The organism is Hymenobacter arcticus, from assembly GCF_054779975.1.
Genome location: NZ_BAAGXF010000013.1, coordinates 106,763 through 126,437, shown reverse-complemented (window position 1 = coordinate 126,437; position 19,675 = coordinate 106,763). Strand labels below are relative to the sequence as shown.

The 19,675-nt window shown below is 55.7% G+C and carries 12 protein-coding genes; 6 read left to right on the top strand and 6 right to left on the bottom strand.

What is annotated here, in order from left to right:
- Window positions 1–30: 30 nt before the first annotated feature.
- Window positions 31–510 (top strand): DinB family protein, encoded by a 480-nt coding sequence (locus ACYVGC_RS19080; RefSeq protein ID WP_460585451.1) that lies wholly within the window; start codon window positions 31–33, stop codon window positions 508–510.
- A gap of 22 nt (window positions 511–532) precedes the next feature.
- Here ACYVGC_RS19080 and ACYVGC_RS19075 read toward each other — a convergent pair whose 3' ends face one another.
- The gene (locus ACYVGC_RS19075; RefSeq protein WP_460585450.1) at window positions 533–1,327 is read right to left on the bottom strand and encodes a LytR/AlgR family response regulator transcription factor; all 795 of its coding nucleotides are present in this window, start codon (window positions 1,325–1,327) and stop codon (window positions 533–535) included.
- 9 nt (window positions 1,328–1,336) lie between these two features.
- The gene (locus ACYVGC_RS19070) at window positions 1,337–2,422 is read right to left on the bottom strand and encodes a sensor histidine kinase (protein ID WP_460585449.1); all 1,086 of its coding nucleotides are present in this window, start codon (window positions 2,420–2,422) and stop codon (window positions 1,337–1,339) included.
- Between the two features lie 359 nt (window positions 2,423–2,781).
- On the opposite strand from ACYVGC_RS19070, the gene ACYVGC_RS19065 reads away from it, so the two are divergent.
- The 4 genes from ACYVGC_RS19065 (at window position 2,782) to ACYVGC_RS19050 (ending at window position 8,782) form a co-directional block, all read left to right on the top strand.
- Window positions 2,782–4,392, top strand: a complete 1,611-nt coding sequence (locus ACYVGC_RS19065) for an OmpA family protein (RefSeq protein WP_460585448.1) — start codon at window positions 2,782–2,784, stop codon at window positions 4,390–4,392.
- Between the two features lie 489 nt (window positions 4,393–4,881).
- Window positions 4,882–5,874, top strand: a complete 993-nt coding sequence (locus tag ACYVGC_RS19060; RefSeq protein ID WP_460585447.1) for a hypothetical protein — start codon at window positions 4,882–4,884, stop codon at window positions 5,872–5,874.
- Window positions 5,875–6,005: 131 nt separating this feature from the next.
- A complete protein-coding gene (locus ACYVGC_RS19055; RefSeq protein WP_460585446.1) occupies window positions 6,006–7,784 on the top strand; it encodes an OmpA family protein in 1,779 nt (592 codons plus the stop codon).
- Between the two features lie 224 nt (window positions 7,785–8,008).
- Window positions 8,009–8,782 (top strand): ABC transporter permease, encoded by a 774-nt coding sequence (locus ACYVGC_RS19050; RefSeq protein WP_460585445.1) that lies wholly within the window; start codon window positions 8,009–8,011, stop codon window positions 8,780–8,782.
- A 120-nt stretch (window positions 8,783–8,902) separates the two neighbouring features.
- On the opposite strand, the gene ACYVGC_RS19045 is transcribed toward ACYVGC_RS19050, so the two are convergent.
- Entirely contained in the window at window positions 8,903–9,502 is a 600-nt protein-coding gene (locus tag ACYVGC_RS19045; RefSeq protein ID WP_460585444.1) for a transposase, read from the bottom strand.
- A gap of 113 nt (window positions 9,503–9,615) precedes the next feature.
- On the opposite strand from ACYVGC_RS19045, the gene ACYVGC_RS19040 reads away from it, so the two are divergent.
- Complete coding sequence (locus ACYVGC_RS19040; RefSeq protein WP_460585443.1) at window positions 9,616–10,449, top strand: P-loop NTPase family protein; 834 nt, start codon at window positions 9,616–9,618, stop codon at window positions 10,447–10,449.
- Between the two features lie 296 nt (window positions 10,450–10,745).
- Here the strand turns inward: ACYVGC_RS19040 and ACYVGC_RS19035 are convergent, their stop codons facing one another.
- From ACYVGC_RS19035 to ACYVGC_RS19025, 3 genes are all read right to left on the bottom strand, one after another.
- On the bottom strand, window positions 10,746–13,883 hold the full coding sequence (locus tag ACYVGC_RS19035) for a restriction endonuclease (RefSeq protein ID WP_460585442.1): 3,138 nt from the start codon (window positions 13,881–13,883) through the stop codon (window positions 10,746–10,748).
- A 90-nt stretch (window positions 13,884–13,973) separates the two neighbouring features.
- Window positions 13,974–18,983, bottom strand: coding sequence for a DNA repair ATPase (locus ACYVGC_RS19030; protein WP_460585441.1), 5,010 nt, complete (start codon window positions 18,981–18,983; stop codon window positions 13,974–13,976).
- 303 nt (window positions 18,984–19,286) lie between these two features.
- Window positions 19,287–19,541, bottom strand: a complete 255-nt coding sequence (locus tag ACYVGC_RS19025) for a hypothetical protein (protein WP_460585440.1) — start codon at window positions 19,539–19,541, stop codon at window positions 19,287–19,289.
- Between the last annotated feature and the right edge of the window lie 134 nt (window positions 19,542–19,675).

Genomic DNA, 19,675 nt, shown 5'->3' with positions numbered 1-19,675 from the left:
GCGTAAGCGGAGTTTTAACTCTTTACACTCATGGAAAACCACACCCGCGCCGCCCTCGTGGCCGAATTGATTGCACTACTGGACGGCGGCAATGCGCACGTCCCCCTGGCGCAAGCCGTGGCCGACTTGCCCGCCCCGCTGCGCAATCAGGTGGTGCCGGGCCTGCCCTACACCATTTGGCAACTAGTGGAGCACGTGCGCATTGCGCAGCACGACATTGTGGAGTTTTGCCTCAACCCCGCCCACGTATCGCCCGAGTGGCCCGCCGGCTACTGGCCCAGCCCCGCGCCCGGCGCAGACGAAGCCGGCTGGCAGACTGCCCTCGCCCAGCTAATGACTGACCAGCAGCGGTTTATCGACTTACTCGAAGACCCGGCTACCGACCTGTTTGCGCCCCTGCCCCACGGCACGGGCCAAAATATCCTGCGCGAGGCCCTGCTCATTGGCGACCACGCGGCGTACCACACCGGCGAGATTGTGCTGGTGCGGCGCTTAATGGGGGCCTGGTAGCTGAAGCGGGCCGGGCGCTGGCCTAGCCGGCGCTCACCCAGCGGCGCAGCTCGGTTATGCGCAACTTAGGCACGATAACATCTTCGGGGACAGCTGGTTGCAGGTGCACCAGCATCCGGTTGTTGTAGTACGGCTCCAGGGCCACCACGCTGGCGCGAGCGAAGAGCACTTGGCGGTTGGCCCGAAAAAACTGCTGCGGGTCGGCCTGGGCTTCCAGCTCTTCAAGGGTGCTGTCGAGGGGATACTGCTGGCCATCGAGCGTGGTGAGGTGCACTGCGCCCTGCCGAATAACGAAGTGCGCTACGTCGGCGGCCGCAATGGGCAGCAGCTTGTTTTTGTAGGGCACCAGCCAGCTGCTGGGGTGGGCGGGCGCGCTGCTAAGCTGCTGCATAGTGCGCAGCAGCTCGGGCAGGCCGGGCAGCCCAGCGGCCACCGAGGTGGCCGTGCTGGCGTAATGCCGTTGCAGGGCCTCAAACTTGTGCAGGCCACGCTGCAAGCTCTCCCGGCTGATGGGCTTGAGCAGGTAGTCGATGCCATTGACCTCGAAGGCCTCCAGGGCGTGCTCGTTGTAGGCGGTGATGAAGATGACGGGTGACGTGACTTCCACGCGCCGAAATATCTCGAAGCTGCTGCCATCCGAAAGGTGAATGTCCATCAGGATGAGGTCGGGGGCCGGGTGGGCGGGCAGCCAGGCCACGGCATCGGCAATGGATTCGAGGTGCGCCACTACCTGGGCATCGGGGCGCTCGCTCAGCAGCAGGCGCTGCAAGGCCCGCGCCGGGCGCAGCTCATCTTCGATAATCAGAATAGTTAACACAACGGCAAGCTAAGCGGGTAAGGGGAGGTACACGAAGAAGTCGGCGGCGGTGGGCTCCACTAGCAGCGTTTGCTGGTTGAGCAGCCGCACGCGGTTGGTGAGGTTGCGCAGGCCGGTACCGCTGCTGGGCTCGGGCGTGAGGCGGGGCGAGCGGGTATTGCGCACGCGCAGCGTGGCGGGGGCCACAAAATCGAGGTCGATAACCAGGGGCTGGCGGCGGCTCACGGTATTGTGCTTCACGGCGTTTTCGAGCAGCAGCTGCAAGGCCAGCGGCGGCACCAGGCGGTGCTGAATGGCAGCCGGCAAGTCGATGTGCAATTGAATGCCCGCGCCAAAGCGCATTTGCAGCAGGTACATATACGAGCGCACAAAGCGCAGCTCCTCGTGCAGCGGCACGGCGGCCTGCTCGCCGTGGTGCAGCAGGTAGCGGTACACCTGGGCCATTTCTTCCACAAACAGGGCGGCGGCGTCGGGCTCATCATGAATAAGCTCGCCGAGGGTGGAGAGGGAATTGAACAGGAAGTGCGGGCTCAGCTGCTGCTTGAGGCTTTCGTAGCGGGCTTGCAGCTGCTCCCGCTTCAGAAGCTCGTTTTCCAGGGCCAGGTAGCGGCTGTTTTCCACCATTTCGATGGCCAGCTGGAAGGAGGCCCCCACCATGGTCACAATCAGCACCACTGCCAGGATTACCCCCGGCGGATTATTATCCAACCGAATGCCCAGGCGCCAATCGAAGTAGTGCCGAAACATAGCGTAGACACTGGTACCCAGCACGATAAATAGCAGCCGCAGCAGCCGGTTGGCGCGTCCCGATTGCCGGTTTAGCCGGCGCTGCACCGGGTTGTGGCTGTAGCGCAGCAGGTAGTGAAACCCAAACTGCACCTCAAAAATGAGCACCGTGTTCAAAAATATCAGTAGCACCTCGCCCACATTGGTATGCGTGCGCGGCAAAATGGCCGAGGGCAATACGAGCACCCCAAAGGCGATGGAAACGGCCAGCGTAATCAGCAGGTAGGTGCGCCGCGAAAACACAACGGGGGCCTGGGCTGCCGCCGTACCGGGCCGGGGCGGGCGGGGCGGGCGGGGAATAGAAGACACAACCTGCGGGCGCATACACACTGTACTTAACGAGCGAAGAGCGAGAAGCAACGTACTCGCTCTGGCAGTGAAGCTACGGCCGCGCCCCCGGCAGTGCGCCGCGCTGCGGGGCAAAACCAGCCTTTTATCTGCGATTAGGCGAACGTGCCAAAGTGGCCGCTGAACGCACCGCCTAGCGGGGCTGAACTTGCTGAATCGGGCAGCGAAGTTGTCGGAAAAGCGGATAAAGTAGCGCAATTTTTAGAAGCGAGTACATCCTTTCGGCCCCTTGGCCCGTTTAATGCGCAATCCTGGGTCATCCCTGCGCTACCCGGGGTTAATTATACGTCTGCTTCCTCTTACCAATTACCCCGGTTTATATGAACCATCTAGCTTCTAAAGCTACCCTACTCGGACTCGGCCTCTTGGCTGCCGCGTCCACGGCCAACGCCCAAACGGCGGACCGCAAAACGGCCATTGGCCTGCACGCCAACGCCACGCAGTACCGCGGCGACCTCGGCAACCAGTTCTGGAAGTGGGACAATATGCCCTACAGCGGCGGCCTCGACGTTACGCAGTACATTGGCCGTTGGCTCGACCTGCGCCTGGACTTGGACTATACCCGCCTGCGCTTCCCGCAGGATGGCTCAGTTGGCGCAGGCCCGCGTTTCAAATCGCAGATGTACCAGGCTGGCCTGGGCTTCAAGCTGAAGCTGCCGGTTAAAGACGAGTTCTTCCTGCACCCCTACCTGTTGGTAGAGCCGCAGTTTTCGTGGGTGTTGGCTGACCGCTACGCCACGCCAACGGGCCCCAACAACTTCACCCGCTTTGGTGCCTTCGGGGGCCACGTAGGTGGTGGCCTTGACTTCCACTTGGGTGAGGCAGCTACGTTCTACGTGCAAGCCACCCAGGCTTATTTGCAAACTGACGATGCCCGTTTGGACGGCGTAGCCAACAACCCCGCAGCTACCACTTTCTGGGACAAGAAGGACCGTTACCTGCAATTTACGGCCGGTGTACGTGCCAACATCGGCAAAGCCAAGGATGAGGACGGCGACGGCGTATCAGACAAAAAAGATAAGTGCCCCGGCACCCCTACTGGCGTGAAGGTGGACCTGACCGGTTGCCCCATTGATACGGACGGTGACGGTGTAGCCGACTACCAGGACAAGTGCCCCGACGTGAAAGGCACTGCGGCCCTGCAAGGCTGCCCCGATGCTGACAGCGACGGTGTAGCTGACAACGACGACAAGTGCCCCAACACCCCGGCCGGCGTGCGCGTCGATGCTTCGGGCTGCCCACTTGACGCCGACGGCGACAAAGTGCCCGACTACCTCGATAAGTGCCCCAACACCCCCGCTGGTGCCCAAGTAGATGCCAACGGTTGCCCGCTTGACCGCGACGGCGACGGTGTGCCCGACTACATGGACCGCTGCCCCGACCGTGCCGGCCCCGCCAGCAACAAAGGCTGCCCCGAGATTAAGGCCGAGCAGAAGAAAATCCTGAAAGAGGCTACGAAGTACATCAACTTCGACTTCAACAAGGCTACCCTGAAGCCCACCTCGTTCCCGAAATTGCAGCAGATGGTGCAGATTCTGAACGAGTACCCCGACTACTCGCTCAGCATCGCCGGCCACACCGACAGTAAAGGCGCTGATGACTACAACCTGAAACTGAGCTACGACCGCGCCGCTTCGGCCCGCGCTTACATGCTGAGCAAAGGCATCCCCGCTGACCGCATCGAAGCCCGTGGCTACGGCGAAACCAAGCCGATTGCCGATAATGCAACCGCCGCTGGCCAAGCCCTGAACCGCCGCGTGGACTTCGACCCCTTCCTCACCGGCGAGCCTAACTCGGCCGAAGTGAAGTACGGTGCCGCTCCTACGGTAGCCGAGCTGCAAGCCCAAGGCAAAACGAGCCCGGTAAAAAAGGCTCCCGCCAAAAAAGCTCCCGCTAAGAAGAAGGCTCCGGTTAAGAAAGCCCGCCGCTAAGCGAAAGCCTTAGGTTACTGACCTAAACCATTCTCAAGCCCTACCTGCACCCCGCAGGTAGGGCTTTTGGTTTTCAGGGCCCGGTCCGACGGCGAAGCCGGCCGACCGGTTGTCGCGTGAACGATAGCTGTACGATTAGCCACGCGGCGCACACGGCAACCGGTCGGCCGGCTTTGCCATCGGACTGGGACAAGTATACCAGCTGAAAAGCCGCTCTAGCCGCTACCCAAAGCAGTTCTGCTAGACCGGAGCCCTGGGCCGGCGCTACCGTTTCGGTCAGCATTAGCAGCTCTTTCGCTTTTCTTTTTTAGCAAAACCGGCTTTTCATTTTGGAAAAAATACGCATCCCGCTCGGCTTATTGCCGGGCGGGATTTTTTATTAACTACCTATAAATCATTTACTTAATAAGCAATAAGGTTTTCCTGCCGGGTTTCGGCATTGGTCTTGGCATTGAGTACCCATCACTCACTTACCAACCAGCCAATCATATGAAAACCTTGCTTCCTGCTGACCTCAGCCCCACCCTGCCCAAGTGGCAGCAGCCCGAAAAGGTAGCGGGCTGGGTGGTGCTGGGTGGCGCGGCCGCGGCCGGCGTCTACTACTGGGGCCAAATTGTGCCCTACCTCGTTGATATCGTGTTCAATAGCGTGAAGCTAAGTATCGGGCTAGGCGTGTTGTTCGGGTTGTTTCTGCTGGTCACCAACAAGCGGATTCAGACCGGGCTGTGGTACGCCGGGCAGCGGATACTGCGCACCGCGGCGGGCATTTTCGTCAACACTGACCCCATCGGCATCATGGAGGACTACATCTCGAACACCGAGAAGGAAGCCCGCCAGATGGAGGGCGAAATCGGCCACATCGAGGGGGCCCACGAGCTGGTGAAGCGCAAGCTGGCCACCAACGACGCCCAAATGAAAGAGTACCTGGCCCTGGCCGACTCGGCCACTCGCCAAAACGAAAAGGACGCCGCCGAAGCCTACGCCAGCCGCGCCGCCCAGATTCTGGACTACAACCAGCGCCTGCAGCCCATGGCCACCACCACCGCCAGCGTGAGCGTGGTAATGCGCCAGATTCTGAAAGCCGCCCTGCGCCAGATTGACGGCAGCAAGTTCAAAGTGGGTCTGCTGAAAGACGAATACGAGCTCGTGAAACGCACTAGTTCAGGCATGCGGGCCGCCATGAACATCCTGCGTGGCGACCCCGACAAGAAGTACTTCTTCGACCTCGCCACTGACCGCGTGGCCCAGGACATGGCCCAGCAGCTCGGCCAGATTAAGCAGGCCATGCGCTACTCGCAGGAGTTTGTGAAAGAGATGGACATCCAGAACGGCGTGATGAGCGAGAAGGGCCAGCGCCTGCTCGACCGCTACCAGAAAGGCGACTTCAACGCCTTGCTAACCAACGACAAAGCCCCCGCTTCCACTTCCGTAGCCGCCACTAAAAAACGCTCCGATGATGCCTATTCTAGCCTGCTTGATTAGTGGCCTGCTGGCCCTGCTGCTGATTGCCGTGCTGCTGTAGCGTGGACTCTGCGAGTCCGCGCGTCGCGCCACCTACTTCATTTTCCTAACAACTAAACAACTCGCGGACTCACAGAGTCCACGCTACTCCAATGACAACTCGCGGTAAACTCGTACTCGGCACCATCTTCTTCGTACTGCTGTACTTTGGCATCAACAAGCTGATTGCCAGCAATAAATTCTTCCAAAAGGCCGATACGCAGTCGGTGCTGCTCAGCTCGATTGAGCTGCCGGCCGCGCCCAGCGGCAGCCGCGCCACGCTGGTGGTGCCGCTGGCCCCGCTGCCCGGCACCGCCCCCGCCGAAAACGGCACGCCCGTGGTGTGGGAAGTGATGGCCTGGAATTCCCAGATGGCCGGCATGTTCGCCAACGGCGGCCCCCGCACCACCCAGGGCTCGGCCCTGGCCGCCAACAAGATAGACATGCAGATAACCCGCCAGGACGACGTGTCGAAAATGCAGGCCGACCTGGTAAAAAACGCCCTCGACCTGCAAAGCAACCCGCAGACGCCGGGCCTGATTGTGAGCATCATGGGTGATGGCCTGCCGGCTTTCTCGGCCGTGCAAGCGCAGCTGCAAAAGGCGGGTACCCAGCTTCAAATAATCCCCTACTCGGTGGGCAAAAGCTTTGGCGAAGACAAACTGATGGGGCCTAAAGAGTGGCTCGAAAACCCCAAGGCGGCCCTCGGCAAAACGGTGGCCTGCTACCTGCGCGACGGCGACCACAACATTGCCCTGAAATGGTGTGCCGACAACGGCCTGAAAGTGAACCCCGACGAAACCACCTACGACCCCGAAGCCGTGAACTTCATGGCCGCCAGCGACTTCCTGGTGGCCGCCGAAAAGTACATCGTGGGCAAGCCCGAAAGCCGCGCCAAAGTGGTGGGCGGCCACCGCACCGGCGTAAGCGTGGACGTGGTAGCCGACGCCGTAGCCACCTGGACGCCCGGCGACGTGAACATCGCCAAGCAAAAGGGCGGCCTGGTTAACATCGTGAGCACCAAGGATTACTCCAACCAGATGCCCAACATCATGGTAACCACCAAGCGCTGGTACGACGCTCACCAGCCCGCCGTGCTGAGTTTGATGACCGCCTTCGCCGTGGCCGGCGACCAGGTAAAAAGCCACCCCGAAGCCCTGACCCGCGCCGCCGACGTCTCGGCCCAGGTATATGGTGACCAGGACAAGCCCGGCGCCTACTGGCTGAAGTACTACAAAGGCACCAGCGAGGCCGACCGCACCGGCCAGGTAGTGGAGCTGGGCGGCAGCAAAGCCTTCAATTTCAGCGATAACCTGAGCTTGTTTGGCCTCGACGAGGGCGGCACCAACATCTACGCCGCCGTGTACAAGACCTTCGGCGACGTGCAGAGCAAGCTCTACCCCAAGGAGTTACCCAGCTACGTACCCCTGGCCAACATGCTTGACCTCAGCCTCTTGCGCAAGCTGCAAGCCCAGTACAAGGGTAAGAACCTGGCCCCGGCCGAAACCCAGCAGTTTGCCGCCGACGATGAAATCCGCCGTAGCGTGAGCAAGCGCGCCTGGAACATCGAGTTCAACACCGGCCAGAGCACCTTTACCCCCGCCGCCCAGCGCGAGCTCAGCCAGCTCTTCGACGACCTCGTGGTGGCCGGCCGCCTCAAAGTGGCCGTGCACGGCTACACCGACAACACCGGCGACGCTACTAAGAACCAGCAGCTCAGCGAGTCGCGGGCCGAAGCCGTGGCCCACTGGCTGCAAGCCAAAAGCGCCAGCGCCTTCCCCCAGGGCCGCGTGCAGGTATACGCCCACGGCGCCGCCGAGCCCGTAGCCACCAACGCCACGGAGGCCGGCAAAGCGCAAAACCGCCGCGTGGAAGTGGTGCTGGGCAACTAATTACCTCTCAATCAATTAACTGTCATTGCGAGCGCAGCAAAGCGGAGCGCGGCAATCGCCCCAGAACGATACCCAAACAACTCGTTCAGGTGCGATTGCTTCGCAGGCTCGCAATGACAGCCGGCGCTAGTGAAAAGATGATACCCCATGCTTCCCAGCTGCTTTACCACAGCATCGCCAAACTGGCTACCCACAAGCTCTTTCTGAACTCGCTAACAAACTTCATGAGCCCTCTTTTCACCCCCAACGCCCACCCGCGCCGCGCCACACTAGCCGCGCTCGTGGCCGGCCAGGTGCTGGTACTACTCGCATTGTGGCTCTTCTTTCCGCTCCAACTATTCCCCAGTCTGGGCGATGTATTTCGCGCCCTCGGCGACCTCATCACCAGCCAGGGCTTGCTGCAAGAGCTGTGGGCCAGCCTACTCACGGCGTTTCAGGCGCTGGGCATTGCCACGGTGCTGGCGCTGCTGATTTCGTACCTCACGGCGCTGCCGTTTTTCCGGCCGCTGGCCTTTGCGGCGAGTAAGTTGCGCTACCTCACGCTCACGGGGCTCACGTTTTTTATGGCCCTGCTGCTCAGCTCGGGGCACCAGGTGAAGCTTTCGGTGCTAGTGTTTGGGGCCACGGTGTACCTGGTGACGGGCATGACGCGCGTTATTCTGGGCACCACGCAGGAGGAGCTGGACCACGCCCGCACCCTGTGCCTGGGCGAGTGGGGCAGCTTCTGGGAAGTGATGGTGCGCGGCAAGCTCGCCGACATGCTCGAGGTAGTGCGCCAAAACTTCGCCATCATCTGGACGCTGATTACGCTGGTCGAAACGCTGTACCAGAGCGAAGGCGGTATTGGCCTGCTGCTGTACAAGCAAAACCGGTACCTGCACCTGGATGGAGTGGTGGCTATTCAGCTGGTGATTTTGGCCGTGGGCGTGGCCCAGGACTACGGCTTTGAGGCGCTGCGGAAGGCGTTTTTTCCTTACGCGGGGCTGAACGAAATGTAGCGTGGACTCTGCGAGTCCGCGCGTGGCACGATACCCGGACGACCCCCTACGCCCCTACGCGCGGACTCACAGAGTCCACGCTACTAACGCCCCCCCACGCGCGGAATCGCAGAGTCCGCGCTACCCAGGTGCCCAATAGGTATGCGGCCATTGCTGCCACTCTGCCACCAACCCGGCTTTCACCGGGTTTTCCACTACATAAGAAATAATGCGCGCTAACTCACCCGCCCGCACCACATGGTCGTAGCTCTCTGCTTGCCAAAAAGCCCCGGCGCGTCCCAACAGCTTATTTGCCTGCGTAGCCGTGTAGCCTTTCAGCCGCTGCAAGGTCTTAATCAAGGGAGGCGCACCCACCGGCACCAATAGTACTAGGTGCACATGATTGGGCATTACGCAGTAGCAGAGCAGCTCGTAGCCTTTGCCATGAAAGTGATGGAGCGACTGCGTCACTACCGCTGCTACTGCAGGCTGCGCTAGCCATGTGGGGCCAAATTCGGATTTGGCTAGCTGCGCATCAAAACGGCCGAAGTACCGCTTTTGCTCCGCGTAGCGTTGGTCTGCGTTCATTTCCAAACGGTTGCGTTTCAGCTCATCTTCTGCTTGCCATTGCGCCAGCACTTGCTGAGGCATGGTGCCAGCCAGCCGAAACATGAGGAATAAGACCTCACCCGGCGGCAAGCGGTGTGGCAAACGGCGCGCATAATCAATCAAATCGGGCACGCCCGCAAAATACGCCGATAGCGTGGACTCTGCGAGTCCGCGCGTGGTAACGACTGCTCACATCCCCCTTCACCTACCCACGCGCGGACTCACAGGGTCCACGCTACCTCATTATGACCGCCCTCCCCCACTCCTACAAAGACCCGCTGCTGACGCTGCAAGACGTGTCCATGACCTTCGGCAGCGAAATCATCCTGCGCGACCTCAATGTGCAGGTGCTCGACGTTATCCGGCCCGGCATCAACCAGGGGCAGGTAGTGGGCATTTATGGTCGCTCAGGCATTGGCAAGTCGGTGCTGTGCCGGTTGCTGGCGGGGCTGGCCGCGCCCAGCACCGGCACCGTGCGCGTGGGCGAGGCCCAGCAGCCCGTACAGCCCGGGGCCGTGGGCTACGTGCAGCAGCGCTACCCCCTGTTCAACCACCTCACCCTGCTCGACAACCTGCTGCTGGCCGCCCGCCGCAAGCACGACCCCGCCGAGGCCAAGGCCCGCACCGAGGCTTACCTCAGCCGCTTCGGGCTGGCTGCCCACGCCCGCAAGTACCCGGCCCACCTCTCGGGCGGGCAGCGCCAGCGGGCGGCCATCGCACAACAGCTGCTGTGCTCCGAGCACCTCATTTTACTCGATGAGCCCTTCTCGGGCCTCGACGTGGCCATGATTGACGAGGTGAAAAAGCTCATCGTGGAAGTCACCACGCTGCACGAGCTGAATACCGTCCTCATCATCTCGCACGACATTGCCACCACCACCGCCCTCGCCGACCAGCTCTGGCTGCTCGCCCCCGAGCGCGACCCCGCCACCGGCCAGCTGCTGCCCGGGGCCACCATCAGCCCCCGCCACCAGTACAACCTGGCCAAACTCGGCCTGGCCTGGCACCCCGACGTAGAAGCCGAACCCGAGTTCACGCAGTTTGTGGAGGGGTTGAAGGCGGAAATACGGGGGAATTAGATTGTGGCACGGGTGCTACGAGTCCGCTAGTACCGGGCGCAGGGACTCGCGGACTGAAAGCCCACGCTGCGCGCATATGGTACAGGGCGGCGTTAGCCTAGCGCATGAGAAAGCTGGCCGTAGGCGGCGCTGACAGCCAGGGCTTTTACTTCAGCCATTAGGCAGGTAGTGGGTTGGTTTGGAGAAGGGTAAAACTGGCGTTTTACACGGAAATGAGCAGTTGCCTCCTCCAACCGCTAGCGGCCTCCTAGGTGTGGCGGGGGATGTATTACTTTATAAAACCTACTATAAACATGCTATAGCAAGTTACTCATCCATGATTTTATAGTAAGAGCACGATTCCTTAAAGAAAGAGCTGAATATCTCGAAAATGACTCAGGAAGAACTTTCTTAAGCGCCTCTTCAACCATTAAAGATTTCATATTATCCCGGCAAATAGCAAGCAGTTGCTTAAATTTTTCATCTTTCATTGCTAACTCTGCCATACAAGTCAATTTATCCTCATCACTCGATATCTTAAGCATATTTTGCCCTTCTCTAGAAAGCACGTATATGCCTCTATCATCTACAACAAGGCCTAATTTCATTAATGCCCTAAGCTTAATTTTATCTTGCGAAGTTTCAAAATACACTTCATCTAACCTATACAGAAATTCAAGCAAGAGTTTAGGTGCTACTCTTGAAATGGTAATTATTATAGATTTTTCAATAACATAAGTTCGTGCATATAATGCACTTGCTCCATCAATTGCACTAAATCTAGCCCAATTTATAAGATTAGAGGCAGCTACATTCCTAGAGTTCACTGTAGTCCTACCCTCGAATAATTCAGGCATATCTTTTTGTAAATCAGAAGATTTAGGCCTTTGATTATTACCTAAATAGTTAACAACCTTATCAATTTTATCAATTGATTTAGCTCTATTCCTGATATAATCCTCTACCGATGTATCTTGGGCATTAAACTCTTTAGCCACGTAGTCACCGCTACCATCTGCAAATATCAACTCAAAATTTCTTAACTCTAAAGAAATCCTGTTTGGCAATACTTCCCCTGCCTTGAAAGCCTCAAAGTATTGAATAATTGACGCAGGCGATAAACGAGGGACATTTTGACTATAGTATGCTCCTCCTAAATCTTTAGCTGAACTACTTTTTACATGAGAGGAACGTATTGCTTTGTAATTATTAGCAATATCCATTCCAGCATTCTTAAACCAGTTTATTAAGGTTGCCGCATACATTTTCCAAGTTTTATCTTGATAAGAATAACCCTTGAATATCTTTTTAAGAACACTTACAACATCAAAGCTAGAAAATTTTGAATGCTTAATTTTAGCTAACTCAATATAAGGTGTATAAACAGAAAATTTACTCCTTATATAAACTTTAAAGCATTCTACAGAAACTATTAAATCTTGTTCTACAATGTAGTAATTACCATCGCTACGTTTCGCTAGCAAGCCTATGCTACGTAACTCAGCCAAAATATTATTCAGGCTATTCTCCTGTATTTTCCTAGGAAATCCTTTTCTTATATCATCCATAGACCTATCTTTACCATCCCTAAATTGCAAGAATACCGCCAAACATCCTTTATAACTAGCCCTTAGTATGTACGTTTCACCAATTACTGGAACTGTACCATTAACTAAATAATCTCTAAAAATATCCCAGTATATATTATAATTTACCCCAGATTTAATAATAAGACGTTTGTCCCTTAAAGAACTAATTATACTCTCTTTAATTATATCGCCAACTTCTGTTTCATCAAAAAACTTACTGTCATATGCTCTCTTGGCAATATAATTTAGAGATTTTATTTCATCGCCATTTAAGTTCTCTAAGTCTTTATCAAATAAATCTTGAAACTTAACTCCACTTTCCACTAAGTCATCAACGAGCACACCAGATTGAACTTGATTATAAACGTGAATACAAAATTTCTTGATGAGCCAAGGAAACCCTTGGGAACCCTCTATCAAGCTTCTTTTCAAATCCATCCTTAGATTTCCCACAGAATCTTCTAACTGTTTTATAACGCCTCCTATTTCTTTGGGGCCGAATTCGGGTATAGAAAATGACTCAGCTTGCTCCTTAGCTAATTGCCATAAATAATATGACTCATTCTCAGAGGGAATTAATATTTCAGTTTTCCAGGAAAATCCAATTATTAAATTAGTTTGAGCATTATTAACATCTATTAAGAATTTATAAAAAGCTTTGAAATAACCTTGCTTTCTAAAAATATCTTCAAATTGGTCGAATACTATAATAAGAACTTTACTTTTTTTTTGCAAATATTCTAGAAGGCTTTTAACAGAATCAGAACTCAAAACATCTGTACCAGAAGTAAATTGCAGGTTTTCAAATCCCTCTGCCTTACCAATAAAGCCATCTTTAAGCGCAGAATCAATTGCAGCCTGAAAAGACAAAGCTGGAAAATTACTTGACAAAATACTTCTTGAATCTATTCCATATAAATAAAACTTATTTTTATAATAATCAGACATGCATTTACCTTTAAGGTAAACTATCATCGAACTTTTTCCCCATCCAGATTTACTATTCAAATAGAACACTCTCTTCTTAGTGTCACTCTGCGCTACTCTTTGAAAGAATGAGAATACTTCTTTTTTGAGAGCATCTCTTCCTATAAAATGCTTAATAGAAGCAGGCAAGTAATCAAACCAATTTTCACTTTCTAGCACTGGTGAGATAGAATTTATTTCACTATCAACTATTTTAACATTATTAATACTAACATGCTGAGATAATATTTCGTCTTCAATTATTTCTAATCCCGTAATATCGCTAATACGCTCTGTGAGAACATTTATTATAGAATTACTATCAATAGCAGCTCCATTGATAGCATTAAAGACCATAAAATGACTTGGCAGGCCCCTACTAGTCTTATTTAATACATACACGAAAAAATCCCCCATGTATGTAACAGCAAGAAGCATTTTACTTACCTCTTCGTCGCTAACAGAAAGCTGTGGTAATTTATACAAATTATGACTAATTAGTATATCTATTATTTTTTCCGGCGAAAAGAAGGTAAGATTTTTGTATTTTTTCTTATCTTTTAGTTCATTAACTAAACCTGCTGCCTGATGCTCTAACTCCTTGGTTCTTATAAAATACCCTAAATCGGCTTCTTTAAAATCAACATTGAAGCAGAATTTACTAATTTCGGTTGCGCTTACTCTTTCTTTTGCCTTACACTCCACATATAGCTTTTCATTCCTGTCCATATGGGACGCTTCTAAATCTATTTCTAGACCTGTGTAATTTACATTTGGCTGAACATTATATCTCTGTATTCTGAGAACATTTCTAATCATTTTCTCAAAAGCTGAACCTTTGAGAGCATTATTTTCATTTTCGAGAATAACTTCTATTTGATATACAAGGGCCTTCTTCATCTTTAGGTTGCTTAAGCTTAATTTAGACAATTATACGGAGTGTTCTCTCTACACACAAAGCCTCAGTGCTTTTCAGCGCTATGGCCCACTCTACTCCCGCCCCAACGCCTCCCGTATCCCCCCAATGCCGCCGGAGATATTCTCTAGCTGGGTGAGGACCTGGAGCAGCTGGCCGCTGCTACTGGTGCGCAGGTTGCGAGCGAAGGTGGCTTTGATATCAGCCCAGCGGGCGGCTTCTTCGGGGGTGAGGCGGCCCAGCAACTCGCGGAGCTTGAGCAGGTTGGCTTCGGTGCCGCTGGTCAGGGTTTGGGCCTCGTTGGTGTAGTGGGTGTCGAGCAGGGCCTCGATTTCGGCGTCGTTCAGGATGGGGCGCACCTTCTCGGCCAGCTTGCTCATGTTGCGGTACGAGCCCTGGAGCTTGAAGGGCGGCTCGGTGCGGTAGTCGTGGGCCTGGGCCGCCGAGCGGATGTACTCCTCATTGACGCGGAACACCACGTCGCGCAGGGCCAGCAGCTTTTGCAGCACGGCCACGTACTCGTTGATTTCCTCGGGCGAGTGGGTGGCCTCGAAGGTGAGGCCGGTGCTGTCGCCGGTTTCGGCCAGGCGCAGCAGCGGGTACACGTCGGCCTGGCTTTTGGCGGCGAGGCGGGCCAGCACAGGGTTGGCTACCAGCGCGTTCTCGATGTAGCTGAGCAAAAATGCCGGCCGGGTATCGCCGATAATGTCGCCGAGGTTGTAGATGTCGGCGCGGTTGGCGAGCATGTCGGGGATGCGGAACTGCTCGCCCGATTCGGTGTAGGGGTTGCCGGCCATCACCACGGCCACTTTGCGGCCCCGGAAATCGTAGGTTTTGGCGCGGCCCTCGTACACGCCCTCAATCTTGCGCTGGGCATCACAGAGCGAAATAAATTTCTGCAAAAACTCGGGGTTACAGTGCTGAATATCATCTAGATATATCATCACGTTGTCGCCCATCTCGAAGGCCAGGTTGAGCTTCAGCAACTCCTCCCGGGCCCCGGAGTTGGGGGCCTGGGCGGGGTCCACGCTCGTCACGGCGTGGCCGATGGCGGGCCCGTTGATTTTCATAAAAATCAGCCCCAGGCGGTTGGCCACGTACTCCATGAGCGTGGTTTTGCCATAGCCGGGCGGCGACACCAGCAGCAGCAGGCCCATGAGGTCGGTGCGCTTGTCGGCCCCCGCAGTGCCGATTTGCTTGGCCAGGTTGGCCCCGATGAGCGGCAAATACACCTCGTTAATCAGCTTGTTGCGCACAAACGACGCCAGCACGCGGGGCCGAAACTCATTGAGCCGCAGTGCATCGGCGGCGTGGGCCAGCAGCGTTTTTTTCAGGTGCTGGAACGCCTCAAACTGCGGCACCACCCCCTGCGCATAGCGCCGCAGCCGCTGCCGAAACGCCGGAAAATCCAAGCTATACTGCTGGTTGTCAATACGTGGGTGACTGCCTTGCAGGCCGGTGAGCGTTTCGCGCAACGCGGCGCGCAACACGCGGGCGGGGTCGAAAGTGTTGGTAACGAGCAAGACGGCGCACTCGGCTACCCCACCCCCCGACCCCCTCCCCTCCGGGAGAGGGGGAGCCTGACGGGCTTCGTTGTTGTGATTATTGTCAATAGTTGACTTAATATCTATATTGATGAGCGTCAGGCTCCCCCTCTCCCGGAGGGGAGGGGGCTGGGGGGTGGGGTGCACCCGCAAGAACGACGCCACCCACTGCCGCACCAGCTGAAACTGCGCGGCGGGCTGGTCGGCCAGCGCGGCCACGGAGGCTTCGTACTGCTCAGTAGCAAGGCGCTCCTTCAGGGAGGCTTGAAATTGGGTAATTAATTCGCCGGCCTCGGCGGCAATCACGAACGTTTCGCCGCGGGTTAATTCGTAGAATAAATATTCGCCCGCCTCGGCCACTTCTTCCAGGGTAAATAACCCGGTCGCCAGGGCAAATTCGTCCACCGCCAGCTGTAATTCCAGCATGAGGGACTGAAACTCGCGGGCATCGGGAAAAACCTGGAGCAGCACCCCGATGCCGTGCAGCTGCCGCTGCCAGCCAGCGCGCCGGGCCTCGGGCGCAAAGCGGTGCCAGTAGAGCGCGGCGGCGGCCCGCGCCGGGGCCGGGTAGCGAAGTAAATCGGCAGTTTGGGTGAGGCGCACCAGGGCAGCCAGCAGCAGGGCGGCGTCGGCATCGTGCACGCCCTTGAGGTAGCCCTCGGCAAAGCGCGGGGCCATAAACTGCTGCACGTAAGTGGTTAATTCCGACAGACTTATCTTAGCCAACTCGCTGATGGCCAGCACGGCAGGCGCATCGGCCTGGGCGGGCATGGGGTGCGCGGCGGCTTGCAGCACCAGCCAGGCCAGGTACTCGCCGCGGTATACGTCGGCGCTTTCAGAGGCCAGCGCCTGGTCCCACACCGGGCGGGCGCTGAGCACGGCGGGGTCGGTCAGCTTCTGGAAGAAATTGGTGCCCGTGAGGTGGTAGTTTAATTCGCCCTCTCGCAGCACAATGGTGAGGTCGAGCGCCTGGGTGTTGACGGTGAAGGCGTAGGGGCCGAATTTGAGCGCCTGCCCGCCGTCGGTAAATAATTCGGCGCGGTCTTTTAGCTGGCGCACGGCGTCTTCCCGCACCGTTTTGAGGTGGCTTTGCAGCTCGTCGGCCTTCACGGGGTCGCCAAGGTCGAGCAATTCCTGCACGGTCTGGCGCACTTTTTCCACCAGCATGTCGGCGGCAAAATAACCGTTGATGGCGTCCAGCGTTTCGAGGCGCGCGAGCCGGTTTTGCACCGCCTTGATAATACGTTCGGCCGACTGCGCCAGGGCGGAGGCCCGCTGGTTGCGGGCCGCGATGAGGCTCACCTTGCGCGACTCAAACGCCTCGTACACGGTTTCGCGGCGCTCGGCAATCTGGGTCAGAAACTGGTCAAAGTCAGGGAATTTACCTTCCAGCTCCTCCAGCTGCACCAGCAGCTTGGTGCTGTACTCGTCGCACTTGGCGGGCGTGTCGCTCAGGTCGAGGTAGTTTACCAGGGCCTGCTCCAGCAGCTTGAGCTGGGCCGTAAACTCGGCCTGGGCCTCGGTGCCAGCCAGCGCCTGCCGCCGCCGCTTCAGCGCCGCCCGAATCTGGTTGAAGCCCGCGTAAATGGTCGAGATATTATCAATTATCTGCGTGGTCTGGGTGGGGTCGTCCATGGGCAGGCTGCCCACCACTTCAATCAATAATTCCAGCTCGCCCGATACCGCGTTGGCCTCTTTTTCGCGCTCGTTAGCCTCAGTGGTTTTTTGCACTTTCTCAACCCCGGCGGCAATGGCTTGCACGCGGGCTGCGTAGGGTTTCAGCGCATCGGGCCGCAGCAGGAATTCCACTGTTTTGCCGGCCACTTGCTGGCTCGTTTCGGTCAGGTCGGCGGCGGCTTTTTCCACGGCGGGCAGGTCCACGTAGCGCAGCTCTTTCAGCGAAATTACCGCGCCCCGGGCGGCGCGCAGCTCAGCCAGCAGCCCCACGTATTCGTTCACCTCCGTCACGTCGGCCATGCGGCCGATGCGGGCGCGCAGCTCGTCGGCTTGGCCCAGCACGCGCTGCACCGCCTCGGCCGTACTCTTGCGGATACTGCGCACTTTATCAAACTCTTCCACCGCCGCCGTGGCCGTTTTTTGAATGTCGACCAGCGGTTCGGCCAGGGCCTGGGCGGCCGGGTCGCGCAGCCAGTGGTAGGTGTCGGCCAGGGTGGTGGTGCGCCGGATGAGGTCGAGGTAGAGGCCCGCGTAGCTGTCCTCCTTGCCCACCAGCGTCAGCACTTCCTGCACTTCAGCCATGGCCCGCACTATCTCCTTGTTACCCAGCTTATAGAGCGCCGATTCCTGCGTCACGGGTAGCTCAAAATCGGCAGCTACGTAGGGCGTCTGCCAAATTTGTACGGCGTGGTGCTTCTTGGCTTCCGTATCGGGCCGCAAATAGCATAATTCCCCGTCGTCAAACAAGGCATAGCCCGCGCAAATAATGGGATTATCAACGCGCTGCGCAATTAAATTATACGACAGCAATAAATACGTACCGTTTTCCTTGTTGTAAAAAACGTAGAGAAAATCCTCGCCGTTGGGCGACGCCAGCCGCTTCTCGAACAGCATATCGCGCAGCCCGCTTTCGAATAATTTTCCTTCGCCGGTTTGCAAGTAAAACCCGTGCGGAAAAATCAGCCCTTGGCCGTCGGGCAGCAAAACGCAGGCCTCCGCCAGCGCATCGAGCCGCTGGGCGGTGCGCAGCTTGGTATTGAATAAAAAATACCGGTACGCGGGCTCCTGATAGGGCTTTATTTTCAGCAGAATTAAATTATCAATGCTGGCGAAATAAACCTCCGAGTCGTCGAGTGTCTGGTCTTTATCGGCCACCGGCTCGGCTAGTATTCCGCGGCCCGTTTCGGTATTATTTTCTACCTTGATGGTGAGGTCGCCGCCGATAGTTTCGACAAAAACCTTGTTCTCGATGCTGATGTGCGGGTATTTGCCCGCCACCTGCATGTCGCGCGTAGCCCGCTTCCAAACAAACTCCTGCTGCGGCGGAAACGTGTATTCGTGGTCGCTGCGATTATCCAGGTAAGTAAGCGTATCGTCTTTGAGCAGCCATTTAAAAGTCTTGATATCGTTGGGCGTTTTGCCCACCCGAAACACCATAAACAGGTGCGGCCCCAGCACTGCGAATTTTACAAACTGCGTGTTTTTGTAATATTTATACAGGTTGCGAAACTCCTCCAGAAACTGCGCATTTTCCAGCAGCTCCAGCCCCAGCGGCTGAAACTCCCGGTTAGTATACTTATACACCCCAAACACGTCGGCCAAGTCCGTCTCGGTTTTCAGGCCAATCACGACGTTGAAGCCGAAAATAAACCGCTTCCCCACCGGCACCATGTCCCATGGCACGCAATTATTAGCCGTCGTGATGCGGCCCGTACCAAGCAAGCGCGTGTCGATGGACCCGAATACGTTTTTGCGCTCCGTATTCAGCGCTGAGAGGCGCGCTTGCAGGTCAGTACCGCTTTTTTGCAGGCGCGTGCGCAGAATTTCGTACGTGCCGCCTTCGAGTTGGGGAGTGGGTTCCATAGGTGGTTACTTTCTATAAAGCTGTTTAGAAAGTCGGCTTGAGGGCGAGCTGCCGGCTTTTCTGCCGGCTGTCTACTCGACGCAAGCACAAAATCGTTCTGCCAGAGAGCGGACAGCCGGCAAAAAAGCTGGTAGCTCGTCCCTCACGCCACCCAAATTGACTTGTTAAACAGCTTCTATCTATAGTTGCCTCATTTCAACCATTGATTTAGAATATAGGCTTTATGTCTATATTTTTATAGATATAATATTATATTATCAATATATTTCCTAAGATAGCAAGAAAAGTTGAATCTGTTGTAGCTAGCAGTTCATTCCGGCGCGGCGAAAGCAGCACATCATTATTTCACTAATGAATTTATCCGCTAGATAAGTGGCGAGAAGGGAAGCTAATGTGACAATCAACTTACATTCCCAATTTTGGGGTGAAATAGCCACTGTCTGCTCTAAAACTTGGATAACAAAAAGCACCAAGCTTAGTCCAGCCATCATTTTCGCTAACAACATTTCCAATTTTTGCAGTGAGATAGGTGCCAGAAACTTAAAAAAATATTTCATACAAAAACGTTTTTAATATGTTTAAGACAAATGACGATTTCTAATTACTTGTAACACATATTAACCTGAAGTAGTTAAACTGTAGCTCCTAAAAAACTAACACTAGTTTCCCCTCTTTTTTGGAGAGGGGGCTA

What these genes read in the sequence shown, in the direction of transcription:
- ACYVGC_RS19030 (WP_460585441.1), bottom strand. Translation starts at nt 18,983, where the DNA reads ATGGAACCCACTCCCCAACTCGAAGGCGGCACGTACGAAATTCTGCGC.
- ACYVGC_RS19080 (WP_460585451.1), top strand. Translation starts at nt 31, where the DNA reads ATGGAAAACCACACCCGCGCCGCCCTCGTGGCCGAATTGATTGCACTA.
- ACYVGC_RS19050 (WP_460585445.1), top strand. Translation starts at nt 8,009, where the DNA reads ATGAGCCCTCTTTTCACCCCCAACGCCCACCCGCGCCGCGCCACACTA.
- ACYVGC_RS19025 (WP_460585440.1), bottom strand. Translation starts at nt 19,541, where the DNA reads ATGAAATATTTTTTTAAGTTTCTGGCACCTATCTCACTGCAAAAATTG.
- ACYVGC_RS19040 (WP_460585443.1), top strand. Translation starts at nt 9,616, where the DNA reads ATGACCGCCCTCCCCCACTCCTACAAAGACCCGCTGCTGACGCTGCAA.
- ACYVGC_RS19060 (WP_460585447.1), top strand. Translation starts at nt 4,882, where the DNA reads ATGAAAACCTTGCTTCCTGCTGACCTCAGCCCCACCCTGCCCAAGTGG.
- ACYVGC_RS19065 (WP_460585448.1), top strand. Translation starts at nt 2,782, where the DNA reads ATGAACCATCTAGCTTCTAAAGCTACCCTACTCGGACTCGGCCTCTTG.
- ACYVGC_RS19055 (WP_460585446.1), top strand. Translation starts at nt 6,006, where the DNA reads ATGACAACTCGCGGTAAACTCGTACTCGGCACCATCTTCTTCGTACTG.
- ACYVGC_RS19035 (WP_460585442.1), bottom strand. Translation starts at nt 13,883, where the DNA reads ATGAAGAAGGCCCTTGTATATCAAATAGAAGTTATTCTCGAAAATGAA.